This is a genomic window from Pseudorhodoplanes sp. (genome assembly GCA_032027085.1).
Lineage (GTDB): Bacteria > Pseudomonadota > Alphaproteobacteria > Rhizobiales > Xanthobacteraceae > Pseudorhodoplanes.
The window spans coordinates 1380821-1405755 of the sequence record JAVSMS010000001.1; the positions used below are offsets into that span (position 1 = coordinate 1380821).

The 24935-nt window shown below is 62.5% G+C and carries 22 protein-coding genes and 1 pseudogene; 15 read left to right on the forward strand and 8 right to left on the reverse strand.

Features of this window, described 5'->3' with window-relative positions:
• Positions 1-116: 116 nt before the first annotated feature.
• Positions 117-1061 carry a LysR family transcriptional regulator gene (locus RO009_06710; protein ID MDT3684715.1) on the forward strand — a complete coding sequence of 315 codons (945 nt, stop codon included), beginning with the start codon at positions 117-119 and terminating at the stop codon, positions 1059-1061.
• Positions 1062-1071: 10 nt separating this feature from the next.
• Here the strand turns inward: RO009_06710 and RO009_06715 are convergent, their stop codons facing one another.
• The 3 genes from RO009_06715 to RO009_06725 all read right to left on the reverse strand — a co-directional run bounded on the left by RO009_06715 (position 1072) and on the right by RO009_06725 (position 4691).
• Positions 1072-2769 (reverse strand): thiamine pyrophosphate-binding protein, encoded by a 1698-nt coding sequence (locus RO009_06715; GenBank protein ID MDT3684716.1) that lies wholly within the window; start codon positions 2767-2769, stop codon positions 1072-1074.
• A gap of 174 nt (positions 2770-2943) precedes the next feature.
• On the reverse strand, positions 2944-3915 hold the full coding sequence (locus RO009_06720) for a cyclase family protein (protein ID MDT3684717.1): 972 nt from the start codon (positions 3913-3915) through the stop codon (positions 2944-2946).
• A 23-nt stretch (positions 3916-3938) separates the two neighbouring features.
• Positions 3939-4691, reverse strand: coding sequence for a TetR/AcrR family transcriptional regulator (locus RO009_06725; GenBank protein MDT3684718.1), 753 nt, complete (start codon positions 4689-4691; stop codon positions 3939-3941).
• Between the two features lie 118 nt (positions 4692-4809).
• Here RO009_06725 and RO009_06730 point away from each other — a divergent pair, with 118 nt between their 5' ends.
• From RO009_06730 to RO009_06750, 5 genes are all read left to right on the forward strand, one after another.
• Entirely contained in the window at positions 4810-5703 is an 894-nt protein-coding gene (locus tag RO009_06730) for a 3-keto-5-aminohexanoate cleavage protein (GenBank protein ID MDT3684719.1), read from the forward strand.
• A 121-nt stretch (positions 5704-5824) separates the two neighbouring features.
• Entirely contained in the window at positions 5825-6805 is a 981-nt protein-coding gene (locus RO009_06735; GenBank protein MDT3684720.1) for a tripartite tricarboxylate transporter substrate binding protein, read from the forward strand.
• A 198-nt stretch (positions 6806-7003) separates the two neighbouring features.
• Positions 7004-7438: a metal-sulfur cluster assembly factor gene (locus RO009_06740; protein MDT3684721.1), complete on the forward strand. Its 435-nt coding sequence runs from the start codon at positions 7004-7006 to the stop codon at positions 7436-7438.
• Between the two features lie 12 nt (positions 7439-7450).
• Entirely contained in the window at positions 7451-7702 is a 252-nt protein-coding gene (locus tag RO009_06745; protein MDT3684722.1) for a DUF2249 domain-containing protein, read from the forward strand.
• Positions 7668-8837: a hypothetical protein gene (locus tag RO009_06750; protein ID MDT3684723.1), complete on the forward strand. Its 1170-nt coding sequence runs from the start codon at positions 7668-7670 to the stop codon at positions 8835-8837. The genes RO009_06745 and RO009_06750 overlap by 35 nt, the downstream gene beginning before the upstream one ends.
• On the opposite strand, the gene RO009_06755 is transcribed toward RO009_06750, so the two are convergent.
• Positions 8803-9699, reverse strand: a complete 897-nt coding sequence (locus RO009_06755) for a ferritin family protein (GenBank protein MDT3684724.1) — start codon at positions 9697-9699, stop codon at positions 8803-8805. The genes RO009_06750 and RO009_06755 overlap by 35 nt on opposite strands.
• A gap of 322 nt (positions 9700-10021) precedes the next feature.
• Between RO009_06755 and RO009_06760 the strand changes: the two genes are divergently transcribed.
• The 7 genes from RO009_06760 to RO009_06790 all read left to right on the forward strand — a co-directional run bounded on the left by RO009_06760 (position 10022) and on the right by RO009_06790 (position 19027).
• Positions 10022-12307 carry a 4Fe-4S binding protein gene (locus RO009_06760; protein MDT3684725.1) on the forward strand — a complete coding sequence of 762 codons (2286 nt, stop codon included), beginning with the start codon at positions 10022-10024 and terminating at the stop codon, positions 12305-12307.
• A 67-nt stretch (positions 12308-12374) separates the two neighbouring features.
• Positions 12375-14321, forward strand: coding sequence for a TAT-dependent nitrous-oxide reductase (nosZ, locus tag RO009_06765; protein MDT3684726.1), 1947 nt, complete (start codon positions 12375-12377; stop codon positions 14319-14321).
• 4 nt (positions 14322-14325) lie between these two features.
• Positions 14326-15717, forward strand: coding sequence for a nitrous oxide reductase family maturation protein NosD (locus tag RO009_06770; GenBank protein ID MDT3684727.1), 1392 nt, complete (start codon positions 14326-14328; stop codon positions 15715-15717).
• Positions 15714-16634: an ABC transporter ATP-binding protein gene (locus tag RO009_06775; protein MDT3684728.1), complete on the forward strand. Its 921-nt coding sequence runs from the start codon at positions 15714-15716 to the stop codon at positions 16632-16634. The genes RO009_06770 and RO009_06775 overlap by 4 nt, the downstream gene beginning before the upstream one ends.
• Positions 16631-17461, forward strand: a complete 831-nt coding sequence (locus RO009_06780; GenBank protein MDT3684729.1) for an ABC transporter permease subunit — start codon at positions 16631-16633, stop codon at positions 17459-17461. Before RO009_06775 ends, RO009_06780 begins: the two co-directional genes overlap by 4 nt.
• Positions 17458-18018, forward strand: coding sequence for a nitrous oxide reductase accessory protein NosL (locus RO009_06785; GenBank protein MDT3684730.1), 561 nt, complete (start codon positions 17458-17460; stop codon positions 18016-18018). Before RO009_06780 ends, RO009_06785 begins: the two co-directional genes overlap by 4 nt.
• A 10-nt stretch (positions 18019-18028) precedes the next feature.
• Entirely contained in the window at positions 18029-19027 is a 999-nt protein-coding gene (locus tag RO009_06790; protein MDT3684731.1) for an FAD:protein FMN transferase, read from the forward strand.
• Between the two features lie 66 nt (positions 19028-19093).
• Here the strand turns inward: RO009_06790 and RO009_06795 are convergent, their stop codons facing one another.
• The 3 genes and pseudogenes from RO009_06795 to RO009_06805 all read right to left on the reverse strand — a co-directional run bounded on the left by RO009_06795 (position 19094) and on the right by RO009_06805 (position 21388).
• Complete coding sequence (locus tag RO009_06795) at positions 19094-19447, reverse strand: CAP domain-containing protein (GenBank protein ID MDT3684732.1); 354 nt, start codon at positions 19445-19447, stop codon at positions 19094-19096.
• 276 nt (positions 19448-19723) lie between these two features.
• Positions 19724-20620, reverse strand: a complete 897-nt coding sequence (locus RO009_06800; protein MDT3684733.1) for a 5'-3' exonuclease H3TH domain-containing protein — start codon at positions 20618-20620, stop codon at positions 19724-19726.
• Between the two features lie 12 nt (positions 20621-20632).
• Positions 20633-21388 (reverse strand): annotated as a pseudogene (locus RO009_06805) (exodeoxyribonuclease III).
• A 170-nt stretch (positions 21389-21558) separates the two neighbouring features.
• On the opposite strand from RO009_06805, the gene RO009_06810 reads away from it, so the two are divergent.
• Positions 21559-21792: a hypothetical protein gene (locus RO009_06810; protein ID MDT3684734.1), complete on the forward strand. Its 234-nt coding sequence runs from the start codon at positions 21559-21561 to the stop codon at positions 21790-21792.
• A 136-nt stretch (positions 21793-21928) separates the two neighbouring features.
• Entirely contained in the window at positions 21929-22909 is a 981-nt protein-coding gene (locus tag RO009_06815) for a patatin-like phospholipase family protein (GenBank protein ID MDT3684735.1), read from the forward strand.
• 153 nt (positions 22910-23062) lie between these two features.
• Here RO009_06815 and RO009_06820 read toward each other — a convergent pair whose 3' ends face one another.
• Complete coding sequence (locus RO009_06820) at positions 23063-24838, reverse strand: cytochrome D1 domain-containing protein (GenBank protein ID MDT3684736.1); 1776 nt, start codon at positions 24836-24838, stop codon at positions 23063-23065.
• Positions 24839-24935 lie beyond the last annotated feature (97 nt).

Consider the following 24935-nt stretch of genomic DNA (forward strand, 5'->3'; position numbering starts at 1 on the left):
CGCTCGGGGACCTTGCCCCATAGGATATTGCGGCGCAGCACACCTAGGTTAACCGGATATCGGAATAAATAGGCCTGTAATGGCTTCACTATTTCTATACGTGAACAATAGGTCATATGCCCGCCTCCAACCGCAATCAGCAAGCCCGGTATGATCAGCTCGGGGCCATGCGCGCCTTCGCCCGAGTGGTGGAGGCTGGCACCTTCACCCGCGCCTCCGACTCGCTGGATATGCCGAAGGCGACCCTCACCAAACTGATCCAGACACTGGAAAGCCACCTGCGGACACGACTGCTGAACCGGACCACCCGCCGGGTCACCGTCACGCCGGACGGGGCCGCCTATTACGAGCGCGTCGTCCAGTTGCTGGCCGATCTCGACGAACTCGACAGCAGCATGGCCCTGTCGCAGGGGAGCCCGAAAGGTCGCCTGCGCATCGACATCAGCGGTTCGCTCGCGCTCCTGGTCGTCATTCCGGCGCTGCCGGATTTCCACGCGCGCTATCCCGATATCCAGGTCGACGTGGGCGTCACCGACCGGCCGGTGAATCTGATCGCCGAAAATGTCGATTGCGTCGTGCGCGGCGGCGAGATCACGGACCAGACGCTGATCGCGCGGCGCATCGCCGAGCTCTCATTCATCACCTGCGCCGCGCCGTCCTATCTTGCGCGCCACGGCGAGCCGCAGCATCCGTCCGATCTCGACAAGGATCATCATCACGTCGTCGGCTATTTCAGCGCCGAGACCGGGCGGCACTGGCCCTTCACGTTCAGCCGCAACGGCGAGACGCTCGAAATCCACGGCCGTTACATCGCGGCATTCAATGAGGGCAGCGCCTACGTCGCCGCTGCCATTGCCGGCCTCGGCGTGATCCAGGCGCCAGCTTTCATGATTCAACGGCATCTGGACGATGGCGCGCTGCACCCGGTGCTGACGCAATGGACGAACGAAGTGATGCCGCTGCACATCGTCTATCCGCCGAACCGGCATCTGAGCACGAAGCTCAGGGTCTTTGTCGACTGGGTCGCGGAAGTCTTCGCAAAAAGCCTGGCGCGGCGTTAGCCATTGACGGTCAGCCCGGGCTGACCGGCGGCGGCGCCAGCACCTCAATGTCGGTAACCACGTCGATGACCACCGGACGATCCATCGTCACCGCCCGCTGCAGCGCCGGCGCGAATTCGTTGGGACGTTCCACGCGAATGCCGACCGCGCCCATGTCTTCCGCAATGCGCGCGAAATTGGTTGGCCGATAGGTCCACAATTCGCGCGCGCGCTCGGTCTGCTCCCCGCCATAAGCGCGGTCGAAGCCGCGCTTCGACTGATTGCCGCCGCCATTGTTGTTGACCACGGTGACCGAATTGATCTTCCAGCGCACCGCCGTCTCGATCTCGGCGATGTGATACCAGAAGCCGGCGTCGCCGGTGAACACCACCACCGGCCGCTCCGGCACTGCACATTTGGCGCCGAGCCCGGCGGAAAACGCCCAACCGAGATGTCCGCAACTGCGGATGTAGCTCTGCGAGGGCTTGCGCAGATCATACATGCCGCCCATCCACATGCCGGCATGTCCGGTATCGACCATGACGATGGCGTCGTCCGGCATGTGTTGCGTCAGTTCGCTGACCAGTCGCTCGGGCCGGATCGGCACCGCGTCGGACGCAAGCACATCCTTGTACTTCGCGTACCATTCGCGGCAAATCTCCTTCGTCTCTGCAATCCAGGCTTTGCGATGCGCGGCGCTGCCGCGATCGGCGAGCGCCAGCATGCGCTCCAGCGTGACCTTGCAGTCGCCGTTGATCGCGGCCTGCAGCGGATAATTGCGGCCGAGCGCCTCGGCATTGATATCGATTTGGATTGCCGGCGTGCCGATCTTCGGCACCGCCCAGAAATGCGTGGTCATGCCGCCGGTTTCGGTTCCGACAAAGCAGACGAGATCGGCGCGGCTGACCACACGGTTGGCGCTCTCGCGTGAATAGCTGCCGACGACGCCGACCGACAGCGGATGCGCGCCCGGGATGGAATCCTTGCCGTTGAGCGAAGTGGCAACTGGAATTTGCAGGGCCTCCGCAAGCGCCACCAATTCACGCCCGGCCTGCGAGGCGCGCACGCCCCCGCCGGCGACAATCACCGGCCGCTCTGCAGCCTGCAGCAGATCAAGCGCCTTGCGCAGGCTCGCCTCATCCGGTGCCGGCCGGAACGGCGGCACGCGGGCGAACAATTCCTCGACCAGCGGCTCCATCTCCGCTTCCTCGGCGTCGACCTGTCCCTCATTGCCGCGGAATTGCAGATGCACAGGCCCAGGCGTGCCTGATACCGCGACGCGAAAGGCCTGGCGCAGCATGTCGGGAAAGCGCGCAACATCATCGACGGTGGCGTTGAACTTGGTCACCGGCTCGAAAGCCGGCACATCGTCGATCTCCTGATACACCTTGCGGAATTTCGTTGCCGGATCGCGTCCGCCGGTCATCGCGACCACCGGCGCATGCGCGAGATAGGCGTCGCGCAAGCCGGCGGCGAGATTGAGCGCGCCGATCACCTGCGCCATGCAGATGCCGGGCTTGCCAGAGGCGCGCGCATAGCCGTCCGCCATATAGGCCGCTGACTTTTCCCCGTGCGTGTGGATGCGCGCAATATCCGTGCGCTTCTCCATTTCGGCAAAGGTGCGCCTGAGCACGGCCGGCACCATGAAGACATGGGTGACGCCATAGCCCTTCAGCATGTCGGCGAGCACCTGCGCGCCGGTCATCTTGATGCGATTGTGTCCGAGCATGATGTGATCGTTCCTTGGAGATCGAGCCTCTTCTTCCTCTCCCCGCTTGCGCGGAGCGTCGGGGTGAAGGGCTCTCTCGACTGTCAAGAGCCGTCCTTGTGGCGATGCCCTCTCACCCGACCGCGCTTCGCACGGTCGACCTCTCCCCACTTGCGGGGAGAGGGATGTTGAGCGTTACTTGATCGCCAGCGGATTGGTCGGCGAACCCACGGCGCCGGTGATCGGCAGCGCCGGCGCCACGAACATGAATTCGTAGACCTTGTCCGCCGCGCAATCGTCGGCGAGCTCCTTGAGATTGAATATCTCACCCATGGTCATGCCCATGATCGGAATCGTGATCCAGTGCCAGGGCTGGGTGATGCCCTCTTCGCTCTGGTTCGGACGCACCTCGCAGCCCCAGGTGTCGCTGGCGAGCGCCGCAAGTTCGGTCTTCTGCACGAAATCGAGCGTCTCAAACGCGAAGCCCGGCGCGTCGCCGCCGGGATAGCCGTCCCAGCTTCCCGCCTTCTGGCAGCGCTCCATCATGCCGGTGCGCACGATGATATAGTCGCCGCGCTTGAGCGTAACGCCGTGCTTCTTCGCCGTCTCATAGAGATCGTCGTTGGTGATGCCGTAACCGTCGTCGAGCGACTCCACACCCTTGTAGCGCGCGACATCGAGCAGCACGCCGCGACCGACCATCTTGTTCTTCGTTTTCTCGATGCCGCATTTCTGCGCGCCGGCCGACGTCACTTCGCGGCAGTCGTAGCCGTTCCACATATAGTTCTCATAAAAGACGTGACCGAGCCCGTCCCATTGCGTGCCGCATTGCAGGGGCATGGTCACCATGTCGTCGGCGGCGCGGATGCCGCGCTTGTCGAGTACGCCGGAATAGGCATCGGTGCCGGTGCGCAGCATGGTGTGGATCGGGTTGGTGCGTCCCATGCTCGGATATTTGCTCTTGGCGCCCTGCGGCCCGGTGTGATCGAAATTCAAGGCGAGCGAGATGACCTTGCCTTTGCGCACGAGCTGGGCGGCGGCAATGATATCGTCCGGGCTTGTGTAATTGAGCGTGCCGATTTCATCGTTGGCGCCCCACTTGCCCCAGTTCTTGTATTTCTCGGCGGCCTCGCTCAAATCCTTGCGCGTCAGCTTGCGAGCGGTCATTGACTCTACTCCTTGTTCGTTTGTCATTCAGGTTGATGTAACGGCGTGGAGCGAAAGCCCGCGACCAGGAACGGGATCATGTGCTGGAGCGCGCGCTTGACGTTGCCCGGGTCGATGCGCCCACTGGTCAGCGCCTGGATGCGGCCGGAATTCGCCATGGTGTAGAACATCGCACCCAGCATGAAATGAAAGCGCCATTCGACATCGGCGCGCGGCACGCCCGGCAAGGCCTTGGCGATGGCCTCGATGAAGGCCTTGCTCGACTTGTCGAAGGCCTTCGAAAGGATTTTGCGTGACAGCGTTTCCGGCTCTGTGGCGAGACGCGCGCGCAGCTTGACGAAAGCCGGTCCGCCGAATTGCGGTTGCACGCCCTGCACCAAAGCCGGCCGCAGGAAGGCGTCGAGAATTTGTTCCAGCGTCGGCGTCGCGCTCTTTTCATAGCAGCGCGCCAATAGCCGCAGCCGCTCCTCCGCAATCGGCGCGGCGCGCTGCGCGAACAGCGCCTCCAGCAACCCTTCCTTCGAGCCGAAATGATAGGCGATGGAGGCGAGATTGACCTTGGCTTCCGCAGTGATGGCGCGCAGGCCGACGCCCGACATGCCGTGTTCGGCGAACAGGCGTTCGGCGACTTCGAGGATGCGCTCGCGTGCCGAGGGCGCGGCGTCCCCCGCCTCCTGTTTGCGCGGCCGACCAACCCGCGCAATTTGCAGCCCGGTGCGGCTTCCGCCGCACTTGGCGCCCCGCCGCCGCGGCCCAGCCGCGGCTTTCGGCGTCACTGCTTTTGGTCCGGCCGTTTTTCGCACGCTTGACGCGCCACCCTCGATTTGAGACAAGCGGGAAATTAAACAGTCGTTTGTTTGAAGTCAAACCGTGACGAAAGGAAAAAGCCCGGCCATGGCCGCGACACCCAAGAAAAACAACAAGACCATCCTGACCGTCGCGGTGACCGGCAATCTCACCACCGTCGAGCAGCATCCGGGCCTGCCCTGCACGCCGGAACAGATCGCAACGGCCTGCCTCGATTCCGCAAAAGCCGGCGCTGCGATCGCGCACATCCATGTGCGCCATCCTGACGGCCGGCCGAGCATGGAAGTGGCGCATTACCGCGAGGTGATGCAGCGCATCCGCGACGTTAATCCCGATCTGATCATCAATCTGACCACCGGTCCCGGCGGACGCTTTGTGCCGAGCAAGGAAGACCCGAGGATCGCCGGACCCGGCACCTCGATCCTGCATCCGCTCAAGCGTGTCGAGCACATCGTCGAGCTGAAGCCCGATATCGCCACCCTCGACCTCAACACCATGTGGTCGGGATCAGCCGCCGTCATCAACACCCCGGAAAACGTGTCGATCATGGCGAAGGAAATCCAGGCCGCCGGCAGCAAGCCGGAACTGGAAGTGTTCGATTCCGGCGACATCCAGCTCGCCAATGCGCTGCTCGATCAGGGCGTGCTGAAAGGGCCGGCGCTGTTTCAGATCGTCATGGGCGTTCGCTACGGTTTCGTCGCAACATCGCAGACATTGGTCTACGCGCATTCGCTGCTGCCGAAGGACGCTACCTGGGCGGCTTTCGCGATCGGACGCTGGGAATTCCCGATGCTCACCCAGGCCTGGTGCCTGGGCGGTCATGTCCGTGTGGGATTCGAAGACAACATCTATATCAGCAGGGGCGTGCTTGCCCCGAGCAATGCGGCCCTGTGCGAAAAGGCCGCGCGGCTGATTGACGACTTGGGCGGAGAGCTCGCGACAGCCAAGGAAGCACGGGAGATCCTGAAGCTCGCGGCCTGACCGCGCCAACACCTGCAAGCTCGTCCATGAATTCCGGCAAGGTCGGAGTCGGATCGGACGCAAGAAACGCAAGATGCAAGAAACACAAGTCACGCAACGAGGAGAGTCAAAGGAGGTAAGGATGACACTTCGTCGTCATGTCGCAGCTTTCGTACTGGCCGCAGCGGCCGCTTTTGATTTCATGCCGCAGGCCAGCGCGCAGAAATATCCGGATCATCCGGTCAAGGTCGTCGTGCCCTTCGCGGCGGCCGGACCGACCGACGTGATGGCCCGCGTCATCGCGCAGAAGCTGAGCGAGCGGCTCGGCCAGCAATTCTATGTCGAGAACAAGCCCGGCGCCGGCGGCAATATCGGCACTGCGGAAGTCGCGAAGGCGGACCCTGACGGCTACACCATCGCCTTCGTGTCATCCAGCTTCGTCGTCAATCCGAGCCTTTACACCAAGATTCCATTCGATGCCGAGAAGGATTTCATCCCGGTGACGATGGCGGGCGCGACGCCGAATGTTCTGGTCGTGCATCCCGACGTGCCCGCCAAGTCCGTGAAGGAACTGGTCGCGCTGATCAAGGCCAATCCCGGCAAATATTCCAACTATGCCAATCCTGGCATCGGTACGACACCGCAATTGTCGGGCGAGTTGTTCCGTCTGGCGCTCGGCGTCGATCTCACCGGCGTGCCGTTCAAGGGCGCGGGCCCTGCGATCCAGTCGACCGTCGCCGGCCATACGAACATCGCCTTCACCGCGTTGCCGCCGGCCACGACGCAGATCAAGAATAATCAACTGCGCGCGCTGGCGGTGACGAGCAAGAAGCGGTCTTCGGCCCTGCCGGATGTACCGACGCTGGATGAACTCGGCATCAAGGACCAGGAAGCCGAAACCATGCAAGGCGTGCTGGTGCCCGCCGGTACGCCGAAGCCGATCGTCGATCTGCTGCAAAAAGAGATTGCCGCGATCGTCGCCCTGCCCGATGTCAAATCGAAGATGCAATCGCTTGGCTTCGAGCCGGAAGGCAACTCGTCCGCCGAATTCACGGCCTATATCAAGGCCGAGATCGCCAAATGGAAAAAGGTGATCGCGGACGCCAAGATCAAGCAGATCTAGGCAGATCCGACACCGAGCCAATCCACTTCGTTGCGATTGGCATCCTTGAGGCCCGCTTCGACGGGCCTCTTTTTTTGCCGATCGTGAGATGACTTGGCATCCGATCCAAGGTTTCCGCCCTTTTCTCCAGAATTTGCTGCAGCGCAACGAATGCTCCTAAAGGTCCCTGGATACACATCCTTAACGGCATCCTTGCGAATGAACCGAACCACCATGACGTCTGGACATAACTCTGGCTCTCCGGCGGAGCCGCACCCCCAGGCACCGGCCCTGACCGCCGAACCATCGGTTCCGATCGACGGGGGGTTCATTCCGGCGCTGCGCGAGGTCGTCGATCCGGAAGTCGGCGTGAACATCGTGGATCTGGGACTCGTCTACCGGGCCGAGTGGACAGCCGACGGCATCAGCGTCCTCATGACCATGACATCGCCAAGCTGTCCCATGGCCGAGATGCTTGTCGACGACGTACGCAACGCGCTGCATCGACAATTCCCGGACGCCGCCGCGACCGTCGAAATCTGTCGCGATCCGCCCTGGTCTCCGGCCCGCATGACCGAGGCCGGACGCCGCCAACTCGGATGGTCGAGCAGCGACGCGCCGGGGTCTTTCACGGCAAAGCATGTTTTCACCTGACAAGAGGCACCAATGTCGGACGCAACCGCGCCGTCTCAGGAAACGACAATCGACGTCAGAGTCATTCCCCCGTTCGAGCGGCACCGTTTGATCTTTGGAACCTTCGATCGGCTCAACAGCGGCGACAGCCTTGTGATCGTCAATGATCACGATCCAAGGCCGCTCTCGCATCAGTTCGAAGCGAGACACGCCGGCATATTCGCATGGCAATACCTGGAGCAAGGCCCCAATGTCTGGCGCGTCCGCATCAGCCGCACAAGCTGAGACCTCAATCGACTCCGGTGTCGGCCAACGCCGCATCCGGCTCCGCGTGGCTCTCCTCGCCTTCGGCGCGGTTTCACTGCTGACAGGTCTCTATGGTGGATTGCTGCGGCTCGGCTGGGCTCTTCCGCATGGAACCGGGCTCGCTGATCTGCACGGCCCTCTGATGATTTGCGGGCTGTTCGGAACGTTGATCAGCCTGGAGCGTGCGGTCGCGATCGGCCGTGACTGGACCTATGCCGCGCCAGCCTTTTCTGCGCTGGGCAGCTTCGCGCTGCTCGCCGGCATGCCCTCAATTGTCGCCATGTCGTCCTACATCATTGCTGCAGCCGTTCTGGCCTCGGCTTCCTATCTCGTGGTGCTGCGTCATCCGGCTTTATACACGGGGACGATGCTGTTCGGCGCGCTCGCCTGGCTTGCAGGCGATATCCTCTGGATGACCGGAGCCGCGCTGCCTGACGTCGCGGGCTGGTGGCTCACCTTTCTGATACTGACGATCGCGGGCGAGCGGCTGGAATTGAGTCGGATGCTGCAGCCCAAGCCGGGAAGCGAAGCGCTTTTCCTGTTCGCGATCGGCCTCCTCGCCGCCGGTGCCTGGAACGGGCTGTTGAACGCCAACGGCTCCACACTCTTCAGCATCGGCCTTCTGGCTTGCGCCGCATGGCTGCTGCGGTACGACATCGCGCGCCGCACCATCCGCCAACAGGGCCAGACGCGTTTCTTCGCGGCCTGTATGCTGCTTGGTTATGCTTGGCTCGGCATCGCCGGCGGACTGCTGATCGCCGTTCCACCGGCGGACTATGCATTTGGATATGATCTCGCGTTGCATGCCGTTCTCATCGGCTTCGTACTGTCGATGGTGTTCGGACATGCCCTCATTATCCTGCCCGCTGTCACCGGTCTTCGCGTGCAATATCACGCAAGGCTGTACGCGCCCCTCGCAATCCTGCACATCGCTTTGCTCCTCCGCCTCGCCGGAGGCCTTGCGGAGATTGACGTACTTCGGCTCTGGAGCGGGCCGCTGACGATCGTTGCACTGCTGGCGTTCCTGGGCAGTGTCGTGTCAGGAACCAAATTTGCCCTCCGCTACACCCCAAGCGGCCTCACGAGCGGCGTCGGAGCGCTGCCGCATCGGTAGCCGCCAGCGCGTGCAACCAGGCGAGCCGCGAAATGGCTCGCTTTGCCAAGGATTGAGCCAGCAAGGCGATGCTCTCGTCCCGCGAGAGATCGGCAACGTCGAGATAGTCTTCCACAAGACGCTCCGCCGCAGTCGCCACATCCAGATCTTCGACGGCTTCTCCGTCGTCTCGGGACGCCACGCTCGCGACCTCATCCGCCATGGTTAGCGACTGTGCCGCCAAACTGCGCGCGCGAAGGCTTTCATCCCCGACCAGCCGTTCAGCCAAGCCTTCGAGCTGATCCGCGAGGCGGCGTTCCAGAACCGCAGCCGCCGCCAGCCTGTCCGTTGGCGAACGCGGACGGTCCTGCGGATGAGCGGCGCGCTCTGCGTGATAGGCTTGGCGCCTTGCGCGGCGCAACAGCGAGACATGTCCGAGCTCCTGGAGCGCCATCTTTTCCGCGGCTTTGCGAATCTCGGGTGTCTCGGCCTCGGCGGCTATGTAGCTCCAGAGCGCGAACGCGCGCTCCTCGTTGCGGACGGCCATCGACAGAACGCGGTATGCGCTGGCGAGCCGTGAGACGGCGAGTTCGCCAGCCGCTTCCTCGTCGAATATTTGCGGCAGCTTCCATCTCATGTCGGAAAGATCGGGGGCCTTGCCGCTGCGCTGCTGCGACCATTGCAGAACGCTGCTCTCGTGACTTCGTTTCTCCTCGGCGAGCCGTTCGAACAAATCCGCGAGTTCGGACACGCCCTCGGCTCGGGCGCGCGTGGCCAGTTGTGCGTACCGAGTCGCAGCCTCTCGCGCCATCGCATAGGCGATGGCGAATATCTCCTCAAGTGAGCGAACGACTCCGCGCGGTGCCGTCTTGAGAAGGGACATTTCCGACTCTCTCAACAATAACCCGGCGCTACAAAACTATCATTGCACCTTGACAGGCGTTGCTGCCCCCCGTCAACTTGCGCCAGCGCAACCCGTGCGAAGCGCGGGTGTCCTAGCGAGAGGCTCCCGGAGCGATCTCGGCGAATCTGCTGATGCACCGCAAGGTAGGCGCCAACTGTGATCGTGGGGAACCTTATTAACCGCTCGAGGTTGCAGTAAATTGTCTCGCCCAGTTCAGACGCGATCGACAAAACGAGGCCGTCTCGTGTTGCCTGCAGCGATGCGGAGCGTTCTCCCGGTTGGCGGCTCGCTGCTTGTCTGGATGGCGGCGACGCTTGCGGCCGTGCTGGTCGTGCTGCAGGTGGAGGTCGCATGTGCAGCGGCGCGTCTCCAGGAATTCCTGCCGAAGGCGCAGCCATCGGAGCTGGTCCGCGACGCAGATCGGTTCGGCGCGCCGCAAGGGGACCCTCCTCTGGTACCCGCCTATAAAGGCGATCAGCTCGTCGGCTATGTCTACCTGAACTCGGACTTCACGAACTCGGTCGGCTATTCAGGCAAGCCGATCCACATCCTGGTCGGCATCGATCCCAAGGGCGTCGTCACCGGACTCAAGCTCGTCGGTCATAGCGAGCCGATCGTGCTCGTCGGTATTCCCGAGCGTCGGGTGATCGAGGCCATCAACAGTCTCATCGGCAAGGACATCACGCCGGTTGCCGCCGGCACCGAGCGCCCACCGCAGGTCGATATCGTGAGCGGGGCGACCGTGACTGTGCTCGTCATGGGTGACAGCGTCGTGCGTTCAGCAGTCCGCCTCATCCGCAGCGGGCGCCTCGGTACGGCAAGTCCGACCGCCCCCTCTGCCGCCCTACCTGCCGACAAAACGGTCGACCTTCAACAAAGCGAGGTGCGGGACTGGGAGAGCCTTCTCGGCGACGGCTCGGTTCGGCGCCTGCATCTCACCATCGGCGAAGTCAGTGATGCTTTTGCAAAATCCGGCAAAACGGCAGCGGCCCAGAATCCGGAAGCCGGCGAGCCTGGCGACACGTTCATCGACCTTTACGTGGCGCCGGTGTCGGTCCCAACCATCGGCCGCAGTCTGCTCGGCGAGGAAGGCTATCAACGGCTTGTCCAGCGACTCAAGCCAAATCAGCAGGCGATCGTGGTTGCTGGCGACGGCGCATATTCCTTCAAGGGATCTGGATATGTCCGCGGGGGCATCTTCGACCGCATCGAGTTGATACAGGGAAGCGCCAGCACCCGATTCCGCGATCGAAACCACACGCGCCTTGGCGCGCTGGCCGCCGCCGGCGCGCCGGATCTGCGCGAGATCGCGCTGTTCGTGATGCCGGATGATCTTACTCTCGATCTGACCGAGCCCTGGCAACTGCAGCTTCTCGTCCAGCGCAGCGTCGGCGCACGCGACAAAGCATTCCTGACTTTCGAAGTCGGCTATACGCTTCCTGACCGCTACCTCGTGCGTCGCGAGCAGCCGCCAGCAACTGCAGCCCCGCCCGCGCCCTCCGCTCCGGCCACGAGTCCTGCACGGCCGCCGCTCGACGACATCGAGGCGCCTGCCGGCTCGCTCGATGAGCCATTGTGGCTGCGGATGTGGCGCTCCAATGCTGTTTCGATCGGAATCACTGCGGTCGCGCTGCTTGTCCTTACTGCGATCTTCTTCTTCCAGAACACGCTCGTGCGGCGTCCGCTGGTCTATACCTGGGTCCGCCGCTCCTATCTTGTCTTCACGCTGGTCTGGCTCGGTTGGTACGCCAACGCGCAACTGTCCGTCGTCAATGTCGTGACGTTCACGAATTCGCTGATCACGGATTTCAACTGGGAATTCTTCCTCGCCGCGCCACTGATCTTCATCCTCTGGAGCGCGATCGCGGCCGGCCTGCTGTTCTGGGGACGCGGCCCATTCTGCGGCTGGCTCTGTCCGTTCGGCGCCTTGCAGGAGCTCCTTAACAATCTCGCGCAGTGGCTCAAGATTCCCCAATTCCGGATTCCCTGGGGCCTGCACGAGCGGCTATGGCCGATCAAATACATCATCTTTCTCGGATTGTTCGGCCTTTCACTCTATTCTGTCGCGCTGGCGGAAATCTTCTCGGAGGTCGAGCCATTCAAGACGGCGATCATCCTCAAATTCGTGCGTGACTGGCCCTTCGTGGTGTACGCGCTCACGCTGCTGACGGCGGGACTGTTCGTCGAGCGATTCTTCTGCCGCTATCTCTGCCCGCTCGGTGCCGCGCTCGCTATTCCGGGCCGCATCCGCATGTTCGAATGGTTGAAGCGCTGGCCCGAATGCGGTTCGCCCTGCCAGCGCTGCGCCAACGAATGCCCCGTCCAGTCGATCCATCCCGAAGGACATATCAACGTCAACGAATGCATCTATTGCATGCATTGTCAGGAACTCTACCACGACGACCAGCGCTGCCTGCACATGGTCCAGCTCCGCCTCAAGCGCGAGAAGCGTCAGGCCATGTCGTCTTCCGTTTTGCGCGGGGACAAGGCCGGTGGCCCCGGCGCCGGCGAGCCGATCATCACACATCTGGGGAAACCGGTTCTGACACCGACCACGGCAGATACCTCAATGAAAGACTCATCTTGATCCACATCAACACTGACCGGACCGGACAGGCGTTTGCTCGCTCGGGTCAGCCAAGAAGGAGGTTCTCATGACGGACCAAGACAAGAAGGCTGGATTGAGTCGGCGCGGCATGCTCGGCACAACGGCTGCGGTCGCTGCGGCCGGCGCGACAGGCGTGGCCGGTGGCTTCGGCCTCACAAGAATTGATGCGGTCACGCCGGCTCAGGCGCAGCCCCGTCAGCAACCGCCGGCGCGCCCTGCGGCTCCCCTCAAATACGAGGTGAAACCCGGCGAGCTCGATGAATATTACGTGTTCTTCTCCAGTGGACAGTCCGGCGAGGTCCGGATCATGGGTCTGCCGTCCATGCGCGAATTGATGCGCATTCCGGTCTTTAACCGCTGCAGCGCCACCGGCTGGGGCCAGACCAACGAGAGCCTGAAAGTGCTGACCGAAGGTCTTACGCCCGAATACCGCGAACTCCTCAAGGACAGGGGCGGTATCTACATGAACGGCGACCTGCACCACCCGCACGTGTCATTCACTGACGGCACCTATGACGGGCGCTATCTTTACGCAAACGACAAGTCGAACACGCGCGTCTGCCGCATCCGCCTCGACATCATGAAGTGCGACAAGATCATCCAGCTGCCGAACCAGTCGACGGTGCACGGCCTGCGCGTGCAGAAATATCCGAAAACCGGCTACGTCTTCTGCAATGGCGAGGACCGGGTACCGATCCCGAACGACGGCAAGATTCTTGATGATCCCAAGAAATACTCAAGCGTCTTCAGCGCCGTCGATGGCGAGACGATGAAGGTCGCCTGGCAGGTCATCGTCGACGGCAATCTCGACAATGTTGACGCCGACTATCAGGGAAAATACTGCTTCTCGACCTGCTACAATTCCGAGGGCGGCGTGACCCTCGCCGAGATGACCGCGAAGGAGCAGGACTGGGTCGTCATCTTCAACATCAAGCGTATCGAAGAAGCCGTCAAGAAAGGCGACTACAAGACGATCGGCGGCGTGCCGGTGTTCGACGGGCGCAATGGGTCGCCATACACGCGCTATGTGCCGGTTGCGAATAACCCCCACGGGATGAATACGGCGCCAGACGGCATTCACTTGGTCGCCAACGGCAAGCTGTCACCGACGGTAACAGTATTCGATGTGCGCAAGTTCGACGATTTGTTCGACGACAAGATCAAGCCGCGTGATACCGTCGTGGCCGAGCCGGAATTGGGGCTGGGACCTCTCCACACCGCATATGACGGCAAGGGCAATGCCTACACAACTTTGTTCCTCGACAGCCAGATCTGCAAGTGGAACATCGAACTCGCCAAGCGGGCCTACAGGGGCGAAAAGGTTGATCCCGTCGTCCAGAAGCTCGACGTTCACTATCAGCCCGGCCACAACCACAGCTCCATGGGGCAGACCAAGGAGGCCGACGGCAAGTGGCTCCTGTCGCTGAACAAGTTCTCCAAGGACCGCTTCCTGAATGTTGGCCCGCTCAAGCCGGAGAACGATCAGCTCATCGACATATCGGGCGACCGGATGGTGCTCGTTCACGACAGTCCGAGCTTTGCAGAGCCGCATGATGCAACCATTGTCCACCGCTCGAAGATCAACCCGGTCCACGTCTGGAAGCGCGACGACCCCTTCTTCGCCGACGCCGTGCGACAGGCGAAGGCCGACGGCGTGACGCTGGAGAGCGACTCCAAGGTGATCCGCGACGGCGACAAGGTGCGCGTCTACATGACCTCCGTTGCGCCTGCATTCGGGCTGGAGAGCTTCAACGTCAAGCAGGGCGACGAGGTGACGGTCTACGTGACCAACATCGACGACGTCGAGGACCTCACCCACGGCTTCTGCATGGTGAATTACGGCATCAACATGGAGGTCGCGCCGCAGGCCACGGCATCGGTGACCTTCAGGGCCAACAAGCCGGGGGTCTACTGGTACTACTGCACATGGTTCTGCCATGCGATGCATATGGAGATGCAGGGCCGGATGCTGGTCGAGCCGCGCAACGTGTGAGCCGATGTTCACTATTGCCGGCGTCGCGCGTTTGGGGTCGGCGGCAATACTCGCCGCCGGCCTCGCATGGCCAGCTGCTGCAGAACGGATTGCCGTGCCGCCGGGCGCAGCCGACCTGCAGGGTTTGCTCGACCGCGCGCGCGATGGCGACGTGGTGGTGCTCCAAGCCGGCGAGCATCGCGGCCCGCTGCGGATAACCCGCAAGCTCGTTGTCGAAGGCGAGCCGGGAGCGATGCTGATCGGACGCGGGCAAGGCAGCGTCGTCACGGTTGCGGCGCCTGAAGCCGTCGTGCGGGGCCTGACCATCCGCGGCTCCGGCACCGACCTGGAAAAGATGGACGCCGGCGTCTTCATCGAAAAGACGGCGCGAAGATCGCTCGTCGAAGGCAACAGGATCGAGGACAATCTCTACGGCGTTTACATCCACGGCGCCGACGGCGCCGTCGTCCAGCGCAACGAGATCATCGGCATTCGGCGCGGCCGCATGAACGACGCCGGCAACGGCGTGTCGGTCTGGAACGCGCCCGGCGCCAAGGTTCTGGACAACGACATCCGTTTCGGGCGCGACGGGATCTTCTCCGTCGCCAGCCGCACGAATGTGTTCAGCGGCAATCGATTCCGCGATCTGCGCTTCGCGGTCCACTACATGTACACCAACGAGGGGGAGGTCAGCGACAACGTCTCCATCGGCAACACCGTCGGTTACGCGGTCATGTTCTCGCACCGGCTGACGATCCGCGGCAACGTGTCGGACGGCGACCGGGATCGCGGCTTTCTGTTCAATTTCGCCAACGGTTCCCGGATCGTTGGCAACGTGGTGCGGGGACGCCTGCAGCCTGCGGAGCGCTGGACGCGCGCCGGATCGCATCCGGAGGCGCGCGAACACCGGCTCGGCGACCGCGAGCCGGGTCCGGCCGTCACGACAGGCGCGCGCCCCGGCCCGGAGAAATGCGTTTTCGTCTACAACACGAACCAGAACAGCTTCCGCGACAACTGGTTCGAGGGCTGCGAGATCGGCATTCACTTCACCGCCGGATCCGAAGGCAACGAGATCGTCGGCAACGCCTTCGTGAACAACCGCAACCAGGTGAAGTATGTCGGGACGCGTTATCTCGATTGGTCGAAAGGCGGCCGCGGCAATTATTGGAGCGACAATCCCGCATTCGATCTCAACGGTGACGGCATCGCCGACACCGCCTACCGGCCGAACGATCTGATCGACAAGGTGCTGTGGACGGCGCCGCAAGCCAAGGTTCTGATCAACAGCCCGGCCGTTCAAGTCATCCGCTGGGCGCAGGCGCAATTCCCGGCGCTGCTGCCGGGCGGCGTGGTCGACAGCCGCCCCCTGATCTCGCCGCCGGCGCCGCCGGCCGCGCGCGACGGAGCGCGGCCATGAAGGCCACGGTCGAACTCAAGCGCGTGACCAAGCGATACGGAACGATCGTGGCCGTGCGCGACGTGTCTTTTGACCTGCCTGCAGGCGAGACGATCGCGCTCGTCGGCCACAATGGCGCCGGCAAGACAACGCTGCTCAAGCTGATGCTGGGCCTCATCCATCCGAGCGAAGGATCGATCCGCGTTCTGGGCGAGAACCCGGCGCATGGCGAGTTCGAGGCGCGGCGCCGGCTCGGCTATTTGCCCGAGAATGTCGCCTTCAACGCCGCGCTGACCGGCCGCGAGGTCCTGTCCTTTTATGCGCGCCTGAAGCGGGAGCGCGCCGGAAAGGCGCTCGCGCTGCTCGATCGCGTCGGTCTCGGCGAGGCGTCGACGCGGCGCGTCGGCACCTATTCCAAGGGCATGCGCCAGCGTCTCGGTCTCGCCCAGGCGTTGATCGGAGAGCCGCAGCTTCTGCTGCTCGACGAGCCGACCACGGGACTCGACCCGGCGCTGCGCCTGAGCTTCTACGACATCGTGCAGGACCTGCGGGATCGCGGCGCGACCGTGGTCCTGTCCTCGCACGCCCTCACCGAAATCGAGGAGCGTGCAGATCGCGTGATCATCATGAATCGCGGCATCATGGTCGCCAACGGTTCAATCGACGAGCTGCGGCGCGTCGCCCGTCTCCCGGCCAGGATCAGACTGACCGTCACCGGCGCAGACGTGCACGCCGCCCGCAAGTGGCTGGAGCCGGTCGAGGGCTGGCGACAGGTCAACGGCCACATGATCGAGCTCGACGCCACGCCGGATCAAAAGATTGGCTTGCTGCGGCGCGCGACCGAGCACGGCTCCCCGGTCACGGATGTCGACGTCGTGCCGCCGACCCTCGACGAACTCTACGCGCATTTCCTGCGCGCGCAGGAAGCGGCGCCATGAGAAACATCCTCATCATTGCCGGTAAGGAAATCCAGGAGGGGCTGCGCAATCGCTGGGTCCTCGCCACCACGCTCCTGCTCGCGGCGCTCGCGCTGACGCTCACATTCCTTGGCAACGCGCCGACCGGCAGCGTCGGCGTCGGCGCACTCGACGTCGTGATCGTCAGCCTCTCGAGCCTGACGATCTTCCTCGTGCCTCTGATCGCGCTGCTGATCTCGCATGACGCGATTGTCGGCGACATCGAGCGCGGCACGATGCTCTTGCTGCTGAGCTACCCGGTGGGCCGCTGGCAGGTGATCCTCGGAAAATTCGTGGGCCACCTCGCGATCCTCGCTTTCGCAACAGTGCTCGGCTACGGCGTCGCCGCCATTGCCCTGGTCGGAACGGGAGAAGCCATCGAAGCCGGCAGCTGGACGGCATTCGCAATGCTGATCGGCTCGTCGATTCTGCTCGGCGCCGTGTTCATTGCGGTCGGCTATCTTGTCAGTGTGCTCGTGCATCAGCGCGGCACGGCGGCCGGCATCGCCATCGGGATTTGGCTGGTGCTCGTGCTGGTCTACGACATGGCGCTCCTCGCGCTGCTCGTTGTCGACCAGGGACGCACCGTGTCGGCGGGCACCCTCAACGCGCTGTTGCTGCTCAATCCGACCGACGTCTATCGCATGTTCAACCTTGCGGGCTCGACAAACGTCAGCATGTTCTCGGGCATGGCGGGCCTCGCCGATGCCATGACGCTCGATGCCTCGATGCTGCTCGCGGCGCTGACCGCATGGGCGGTGCTGCCGCTGGCGCTCGCCACGTTCGCGTTCTCGCGGAGGGAGCTATGAGGACACTTGCTCTTGCTGGAGCGCTGTTGGCGACGCTTGTCTTCACCGGCTGCGGCGAGAAGGCCGCCGAGGCGCCGCCTCCGCCGAACGCGCTCACCGCCGACGCGATCGGGCGCTATTGCGGAATGAACGTCCTGGAGCATGCCGGTCCCAAGGGGCAGATCATCCTCGCGAGCCGAACCGATCCGGTGTGGTTCTCCTCCGCCCGCGACGCATTTTCTTTCACGATGCTGCCGGAGGAACCGAAGGACATCCGGGCGATTTACGTGTCCGACATGGCCAAGGCGGCGAGTTGGGAGGAGCCTGGCGCGACCAATTGGGTGGACGCGCGCAAAGCCTTCTTCGTGATCGGCAGTCGCATGACAGGCGGAATGGGAGCCCCTGAAGCAGTGCCGTTCTCGGATCGTAGTGCGGCCGAGAAATTCGTGGCCGAAAATGGCGGCCGCGTTGTCACCTTTACCGAAATGCCACGTGACTATGTGCTCGGCGCCGGGTCGGCCGACGGCCCGCCCGGACAACCGGCCGGAGCGGCGGAGAAACCTGGACATGCACACTGAGGAGCCAGCCATGATGCGGCATTTTTCGCGTCGGCGATTCATCTGCATTGCGGCCGCGGCGGCAGGCCTCGAGCTCATGCCGCTCCGGCCGGGCGCACGCGCGCAAACACCTGTGGCGACCTGGCGGGGCGTGGCGCTGGGCGCGGTCGCCACCATGCAGATCCATCATCCGGATCGCGCCGTCGCCGAGCATCTCGTCGAGACCTCCATCCACGAGGTGCGCCGTCTGGAGCGCATCTTCAGCCTGTATCGCGATGATTCTCATCTGTTTGCTCTCAATCGTCGTGGCGTTCTCGAGGCGCCGCCGCCGGAACTGGTCGAGCTGCTCGGTGAAAGCCGGCGTTACGCGGAGGCGACCGGCGGCGCGTTCGACCCGACCGTGCAGTCCCTCTGGGCGCTCTATGCCGACCACTTCTCGCGACCGGATGCCGATCCCGGCGGACCGCCTGCGCGCGCAATCGAGACAGCGCTTGGCAAGGTTGGAATCGCGAAGGTGCTGCTTAGTCCGGACCGGATTGCATTCTTGCGCCAGGGCATGGCGTTGAGCTTGAACGGAATCGCGCAGGGCTACATCACCGACCGTGTCGTCGCCCTTCTTCGCGGCAACGGGATCGACCACAGCCTGGTCAATATGGGCGAGAGCCGCGCGCTCGGCGCACGCCCCGACGAACGGCCCTGGCAGGTCGGCATCGCCGATCCGGACCAGCCGGACCGCATCGGCGAGACTCTCGCGATTGTCGATCAGGCCGTCGCGACATCGGGCGGTTATGGATTCCGCTTCGATGCGCAGGGCCGCTTCAGCCATCTGTTCGATCCGAAGACCGGGCTGTCGCCGAGCCTTTACCGCAGCGTCACGGTCATCGCGCCGCGCGCGACCGCCGCGGATGCGCTCTCGACGGCATTCAGCAACATGCCGCCCGAAGATATCGAAACCACCCTGAAAGCCATCGGCGGCACGAGCGTTCACCTGACGACCGCAGAGGGGCACCGGATGACGCTGAAAACGTGATCCGGCTGCAGCAGACGCAGTTCAATTATGGAACTGCGAGGCCGCGGGGCATCAGCACGCGATCATCTATCTGCCAATGATCAATACCCAATAATACGTGCCATTTCGTGATACGGCGTGCGCCAACCCCTTGCAGCCGGGCAACCGCATGTTCGCCGCATGGCGAGGTGAGGCTTGCCATTGCGCCAGCGTTTTCAACTTGCTCGAATATCCCATCGCAACGTTCTCGGCTCTTGCGCCTCGCGCAGCGCGCTTTGCAAACCCGGCGTGATCAAGCCTTTCGCGGCGCGCCATATCTTGTGCGTGCTCCTGTGCCAGACTTTGCACGACGCGACATGATGTGACGCCGGCACTCGAATGCGCAAAGCCATCGAGAACAAGCACGAAGACGGCACCTGTAATGATCGCACTTGCATTCACGACGGAGCTCCATTGGATTCGACGGCGACGATGTGGTGATCCCATTCTGCGTCATCATTGAGGCGTTTCCGTCAGAACAAGTCCTGAAAGAACGATAGAAGGCGCCGATGGAGGAAAACCGGCGCGGCATGAATGAGAAAATAGCGCAACCCTCGACGTGACAGCCTTCCTTGATAACCGTCGCTTTGACCTCGCCGTCCAGGACCTGCGGCAGGTTCGGCCTGCTGCATCAACGCTTGCTTCAAGCGGTCCGAATACACGGCCTGGCATGCGCGCCTAGAACACTGCTTCTTCGAGCCTGCGGGCCAGTTGCTGCAGGCCCCATTCCCGGGCAAGCGCAGCCGCTTTCGCCCAGGTGGGCTTTTGATTCCGCAAGGATGGAATCGGCGCGGAAGCGTCCATCGTGGCAATGGAGCGATAAAGCCGTAGCTCTTTCTTGTAAGCGGCAAAACGGCCTGCCTTGAGGGCTGCTTCCAGGCTCCCGTGCTTGCGCAGGATTTCAGCAGCACTTCCCGCCCCCACGCCCGGAGCGCCGGGGATTTTGTCGGAAGGATCGCCACGCAGAGCAATGAAATCCGGAACCTGCTTGGGCTCGACCCCGTAACGTTCGCGAACTTCGGCCGGGCCGATGCGATGGATCACACCCGCTCCCGCCGGGTAAAGAATGGTTGTCTTGCCTGACGCAAGCTGGAAGGTGTCACGGTCGCCGGATGCCACGAGCGCGGTGTTGCCGCGTCGTTCTTCCCGCCGCACGGCGGCAGCAAGGAAATCGTCGGCTTCGAAGCCGGGCGCCTTGGCATTGGCAAGTCCGCAAGCCGCGACGAATTCCGGCAAGCGGTCAAGTTGCTCGACGAGCGCTTTGTCAAAGCGACGGCCGCCCTGGTAAGCCGGCAAGGCCTTGTGCCGGTAGGTCGGCGCGGTAAGTGTGTCCCATGCGACCAGGACCGCGCGCGGTCGTTCCTCATTGTAGAGACGCAGGAGGAAGTTGGCAAAGCCGAGGATCGCATTGCCGCCATTGCCGTCGGTGCGGCGAATGGTCTTGGGCAACGCGTGGTAGGAACGGTGCGCGAAGGAATCGCCGTCGATGATGAGCGTCGGGCGCAAGTTGCCTTTTGATTGAGCGGGCGTCGCACCGACCTTGGCCGCGGGTTGTCGTCGTTTCCGTGCTGTCATGTCCAACGTCGCCCAAACCGGCGCGTGATCGCTCGCATTGTGCCTGCCGCGCACTGACCGGTCTACGCCCGCGGCAACCAGCCGCCTGGCGAGGTCGGAGCTGACAAGAATGAAATCGAGGCGAAGTCCGGCGTCGCGTTGCCAGCGATTGCGCATGTAGTCCCAGAAGCTGTACATCGGCTTGTCTGGGTGCAGCATGCGCACTGCATCAGTCCATCCCTGCTTCATCAGACGCTGGAATGCGGCGCGGCTCTCCGGCTGTAGCAGCGCATCGTTCTTCCAGCTTTTGCTGGGGTAGATATCACCGTCGGTCGGAACGACGTTGAAGTCACCAACCAGTGCGACCGGCACTTTGGCCTTGATGAGTGTGCCGGCGTGTTTGATGAGCCGCTCGAACCACACCCGCTTGTAGTCGAATTTGGGGCCGGGCTGCGGATTGCCGTTGGGGAGGTAAAGGCAGGCGACAATGATGCCGTTCACGGCGGCTTCGATATAGCGGCTCTGCTTGTCACCGGGATCGCCGGGAAGTTCGGTCCGCGTGACAACCGGCTCGCCTCCTCGGCTCAGGATGGCCACGCCGTTCCAGCTCTTTTCTCCACGCCAGAAGGCCTGATAGCCGGCGCGGCGCATCTCATCAGCCGGGAAGTCGGCGTGACTGGTCTTGAGTTCCTGCAAACAAACGACGTCGGGCTCCGCCGCGCGCAGCCACGACAGCAGATTTGGCAAGCGCTTGCGCACATTGTTGATATTGAAGGTGGCGACCTTCATGCCGCTTGCGCCGCGCTCAAGGACTACGACAAACGCCTGAATTCGGGCGTGGTTCCGATGTCCTCTGCAAACGAGCCAGACCTGCGGCTCTCTGGACGGAACGAAACCCGCTCCAGCCTGCTTTAAGGTCCGTGGCTCGCTGATGTGTGGCGCGTAGAAGGAGCCGGAGAATGAAGGACGCCCTCCTTGCCCTGATTGAAGCCGTCCGGATCGCCCGGCTGGAAATCGAGTGCTATCGCGATCCGCGTTGCCGTGCTTCGGCCGAGTGGACCGTGAACCGGCTCGGTGAGCTCCTGATGGACGAGGATGTCAGCAAAGCGATGCGCGTGCTTGCGCCGGATTCGGAGAGTCCATCCGTCGTTCCTGATCCGGCAGTCAAGGCGCGGCAGTTTCTAGAGTCGTAGCCCCTCTGTCTTCCATCGACATCCCCGAGACAGCCCGTTCCGACATGCGCCGACCGGCCGTTCCATCATCTTTTGAACATAGCGACAAACAACGTCGCGGACCTTGAACTAGAACAGCCAATGGGAGCATTCCACGATGTCGCAGCAGGCCGCGGTCGTCTTCGCCGGCGGCGTCGGACTTGGTGCTTACCAGGGCGGCGCCTATGAGGCATTGTCCAAATCCAGCCAGTTCAATGCCGATTGGCTGGCTGGCTCGTCGGTTGGCGCAATAAACGCAGCTCTCATTGCGGGAAATCCCCCTGCACGGCGAGTGTCCGCATTGCGCGAGTTCTGGTCCGCCAGCAACTTTCCTGCGTCGTTTGAGATCGGTCCATCTCTCCACATTCAGAGTTGGATGACAGTGATATCCACGCGCCTCTTTGGCGCGGCTGGCCATTTCACTCCCCGGCTTCGTTTGAATCCATTCGACCGGTTTCAAAGCTTCTACGACCTGGAGCCGACGCACCGACGGGTGGAGCGATTGCTCGATTTTGATCTGCTCAATCGAGGCGACATCCGGGTCAGCATTGCGACAACCGATATAGAATCCGGAGAACTGGTAACGTTCGATACCGCCGCCGGAGACAAGCTTAATGCCGATCATTTGCTCGCCAGTTGTGGCTTTCTACCCGAATTTGCCCCTGTCGAGATTGGCTCACGGCTCCTGGGCGATGGAGGACTCTATGCAAATGCCCCTGTGGAAATCGTGCTCACAGAAGATACTGAGCGTACAGTCTTTGTGATCGATCTCTTTGCAAGTGACGGATCGCGTCCAACAAGCCTCGAATCGTCTCTGGAGCGAAAGAACGATTTGTTCTTTGGCAACCAGACCCTCCGCGTGCTCGATGCTTACTGCCGCCAAAAACAGGATCCGTGGACAATATTCTATCTGAGCCATCGGGCCAGCAAGCACGATGCTGGGCCAGAGAAGACGTTCAACTATTCCAGACACAGTCTGCGGGATAGATGGGCAGCAGGCTATCTCGACATGGAGGCTGCGTTGCAGCAAGCCACGTCGCCTGACGCTGCCGCCGGGCTGCACATTGTGCGGAGGCGCAATCACCCAAGGGAAAAATGACGGTAGTAAATTGAGAGTGTTAGTGCAGGATTTGCTCACCCGGCCCGGAGATGCGGCGAGCCGTTGCGACAAACGACCCCCGGAAAGCCGCAAAGCTTTCCGGGGGTCGTTTCTGGACCAGACGAAGGCCGATCTAGGCTCAGCCGTATGCGGTCAGTAGACGTCGCGGCGGGTGTTGTAGACGTTGAACTTGCCGGTCGGCGTGACAAGGCGCTTGTCGCGGATAACGTGCTTCAGCTTCAGCGTCTTGTCGTCCACGACTACGATCGCTGATTCCTGGGCCATGGTGTTCCAGACCGAGAACCAGACCTCGTCACCGTTCTTGTTGTACTCGCCCTGCACCACGCGGCGCTGACCCTCGGAGATGCCTGACCATTGGCCGATCGGCAGCACCTTGTATTCCGGCTTCTCCTTGGCGAGGTCCTTGATCTTGAACACGGCGACCGAGGCGGAGATTTCCGCGTCCGGGTTAAGCGGAGTGTCGACATAGAGGTTCTCGGACTTTGGATGCGTCTTGATGAAAAGGGATCCGCCGCCCTGGCCCTCAATGGTCTGCACCGTCTTCCAGGCATGCTGCTTGTTCTTTACCGGGTCGGTGCCGATAAACGATATTGTTTCGTCGCCGAGATGGCTCGTCGCCCAGACCGGCCCGAATTTTGGATGATTGAAGTTCGCGCCGCGGCCCGGATGAGGGGTCTTGCCGTTGGTGTTCACGACAGAGACCAGCTGGCCTTCCTTGGTGTCGACGATGGCGACGCGATCGCGCGCATTTGCCGCCACCAACACATAGCGGCCGGTGCGGTCGAAGCCACCGTCATGCAGGAAGCGTTCGGCCGCGATCGAGGTGATCTTCAGGTTCTTCACATCGGTGTAATTGGCGAGAAGAATCTGACCTGTTTCCTTGACGTTAATGACGAATTCCGGCGAGTGATGCGATGCCATGATCGCCGCCACGCGCGGCTCGGGATGATATTCTTGCGTGTCGTAGGTCATGCCGCGCGTCGCAACGACCTTCAGCGGCTCGAGCGTCGCGCCATCCATGATGACGAATTGCGGCGGCCAATAGGTACCGGCCACTGCAAACTTGTCCTCATAGCCCTTGTACTTCGAAGTCTCGACCGAGCGGGCCTCGGTGCCCACCTTGATCTCCGCGACCGTCTGCGGCGGGTCCATCCACAGGTCGATCAGGTCGACCTTCGCGTCGCGGCCGATCGCGAACAAATAGCGCCCCGAGGCCGACATACGCGAGATGTGCACGGCATAGCCGGTCTTGATGATATGCTCGATCTTCTTGGTCGCGCCATCGATCAGGGCGATCTCGCCTGAATCGCGCAGCGTCACCGAGAACAAATTGTCGATGTCAATCTTGTTGACCTTCTTGGTTGGCCGTTTGTCGACCGGAACCACGACCTTCCAGGTGTCCTTCATCTCCTTCAGGCCGAATTCCGGCGGCTGCGCCGGTTCGTTGAGGAGATAGCGGGCCATCAGTTCGACTTCTTTCTCCTTCAGCTGGCCGGAGGTGCCCCAGTTCGGCATGCCGCCGGGCGAGCCATAGGTGATGAAGTCGCGCAGATATTCAAAGCCGAGCTTCTTGGTGAGGTCGGGCGTAAGCGCCCTGCCCGTCGCGCCCTTGCGCAAGACGCCGTGGCACCCGGCGCAGCGCTCGAAATAGATGCGGTTCGCCTCCTGGAATTCCTCCTTGGTGAGCGTCGGATCGCCGGGCTTGGTTCCGGGTTGCTCGACCGGCTTCTCGCCGAGCACGTCGAGGCTTGGCTGATACTGGCCGCTCGGCGTGGTGCGGTGCTTTTCCAGATCCGCCGGCGAGGGCTTCTTCTGCTGATCCTGTGCGATAGCCGGCACACCCGCGAGCAAAAGGCATGTCGCGATGCCGGACAAAAGTGAAAGCGTAATGCCGACCGATTTCCGCATGTGGAATCTCCGCCAATAGGACGTTTCTACTTGGCACTGCGCGGCGGTACGGGCTTTGACTTCAGTCAAAGCAGAAGGCTGTTGCTGCGATAAGCTT

What these genes read in the sequence shown, in the direction of transcription:
- RO009_06800 (MDT3684733.1), bottom strand. Translation starts at nt 20,620, where the DNA reads ATGACAGCACGGAAACGACGACAACCCGCGGCCAAGGTCGGTGCGACG.
- RO009_06750 (MDT3684723.1), top strand. Translation starts at nt 7,668, where the DNA reads ATGTCTGGCGCGTCCGCATCAGCCGCACAAGCTGAGACCTCAATCGAC.
- RO009_06720 (MDT3684717.1), bottom strand. Translation starts at nt 3,915, where the DNA reads ATGACCGCTCGCAAGCTGACGCGCAAGGATTTGAGCGAGGCCGCCGAG.
- RO009_06790 (MDT3684731.1), top strand. Translation starts at nt 18,029, where the DNA reads ATGATGCGGCATTTTTCGCGTCGGCGATTCATCTGCATTGCGGCCGCG.
- RO009_06785 (MDT3684730.1), top strand. Translation starts at nt 17,458, where the DNA reads ATGAGGACACTTGCTCTTGCTGGAGCGCTGTTGGCGACGCTTGTCTTC.
- RO009_06755 (MDT3684724.1), bottom strand. Translation starts at nt 9,699, where the DNA reads ATGTCCCTTCTCAAGACGGCACCGCGCGGAGTCGTTCGCTCACTTGAG.
- RO009_06775 (MDT3684728.1), top strand. Translation starts at nt 15,714, where the DNA reads ATGAAGGCCACGGTCGAACTCAAGCGCGTGACCAAGCGATACGGAACG.
- RO009_06715 (MDT3684716.1), bottom strand. Translation starts at nt 2,769, where the DNA reads ATGCTCGGACACAATCGCATCAAGATGACCGGCGCGCAGGTGCTCGCC.
- RO009_06745 (MDT3684722.1), top strand. Translation starts at nt 7,451, where the DNA reads ATGTCGGACGCAACCGCGCCGTCTCAGGAAACGACAATCGACGTCAGA.
- RO009_06810 (MDT3684734.1), top strand. Translation starts at nt 21,559, where the DNA reads ATGAAGGACGCCCTCCTTGCCCTGATTGAAGCCGTCCGGATCGCCCGG.
- RO009_06815 (MDT3684735.1), top strand. Translation starts at nt 21,929, where the DNA reads ATGTCGCAGCAGGCCGCGGTCGTCTTCGCCGGCGGCGTCGGACTTGGT.
- RO009_06820 (MDT3684736.1), bottom strand. Translation starts at nt 24,838, where the DNA reads ATGCGGAAATCGGTCGGCATTACGCTTTCACTTTTGTCCGGCATCGCG.
- RO009_06710 (MDT3684715.1), top strand. Translation starts at nt 117, where the DNA reads ATGCCCGCCTCCAACCGCAATCAGCAAGCCCGGTATGATCAGCTCGGG.
- RO009_06740 (MDT3684721.1), top strand. Translation starts at nt 7,004, where the DNA reads ATGAACCGAACCACCATGACGTCTGGACATAACTCTGGCTCTCCGGCG.
- RO009_06760 (MDT3684725.1), top strand. Translation starts at nt 10,022, where the DNA reads ATGGCGGCGACGCTTGCGGCCGTGCTGGTCGTGCTGCAGGTGGAGGTC.
- RO009_06780 (MDT3684729.1), top strand. Translation starts at nt 16,631, where the DNA reads ATGAGAAACATCCTCATCATTGCCGGTAAGGAAATCCAGGAGGGGCTG.
- RO009_06730 (MDT3684719.1), top strand. Translation starts at nt 4,810, where the DNA reads ATGGCCGCGACACCCAAGAAAAACAACAAGACCATCCTGACCGTCGCG.
- RO009_06735 (MDT3684720.1), top strand. Translation starts at nt 5,825, where the DNA reads ATGACACTTCGTCGTCATGTCGCAGCTTTCGTACTGGCCGCAGCGGCC.
- RO009_06770 (MDT3684727.1), top strand. Translation starts at nt 14,326, where the DNA reads ATGTTCACTATTGCCGGCGTCGCGCGTTTGGGGTCGGCGGCAATACTC.
- nosZ (MDT3684726.1), top strand. Translation starts at nt 12,375, where the DNA reads ATGACGGACCAAGACAAGAAGGCTGGATTGAGTCGGCGCGGCATGCTC.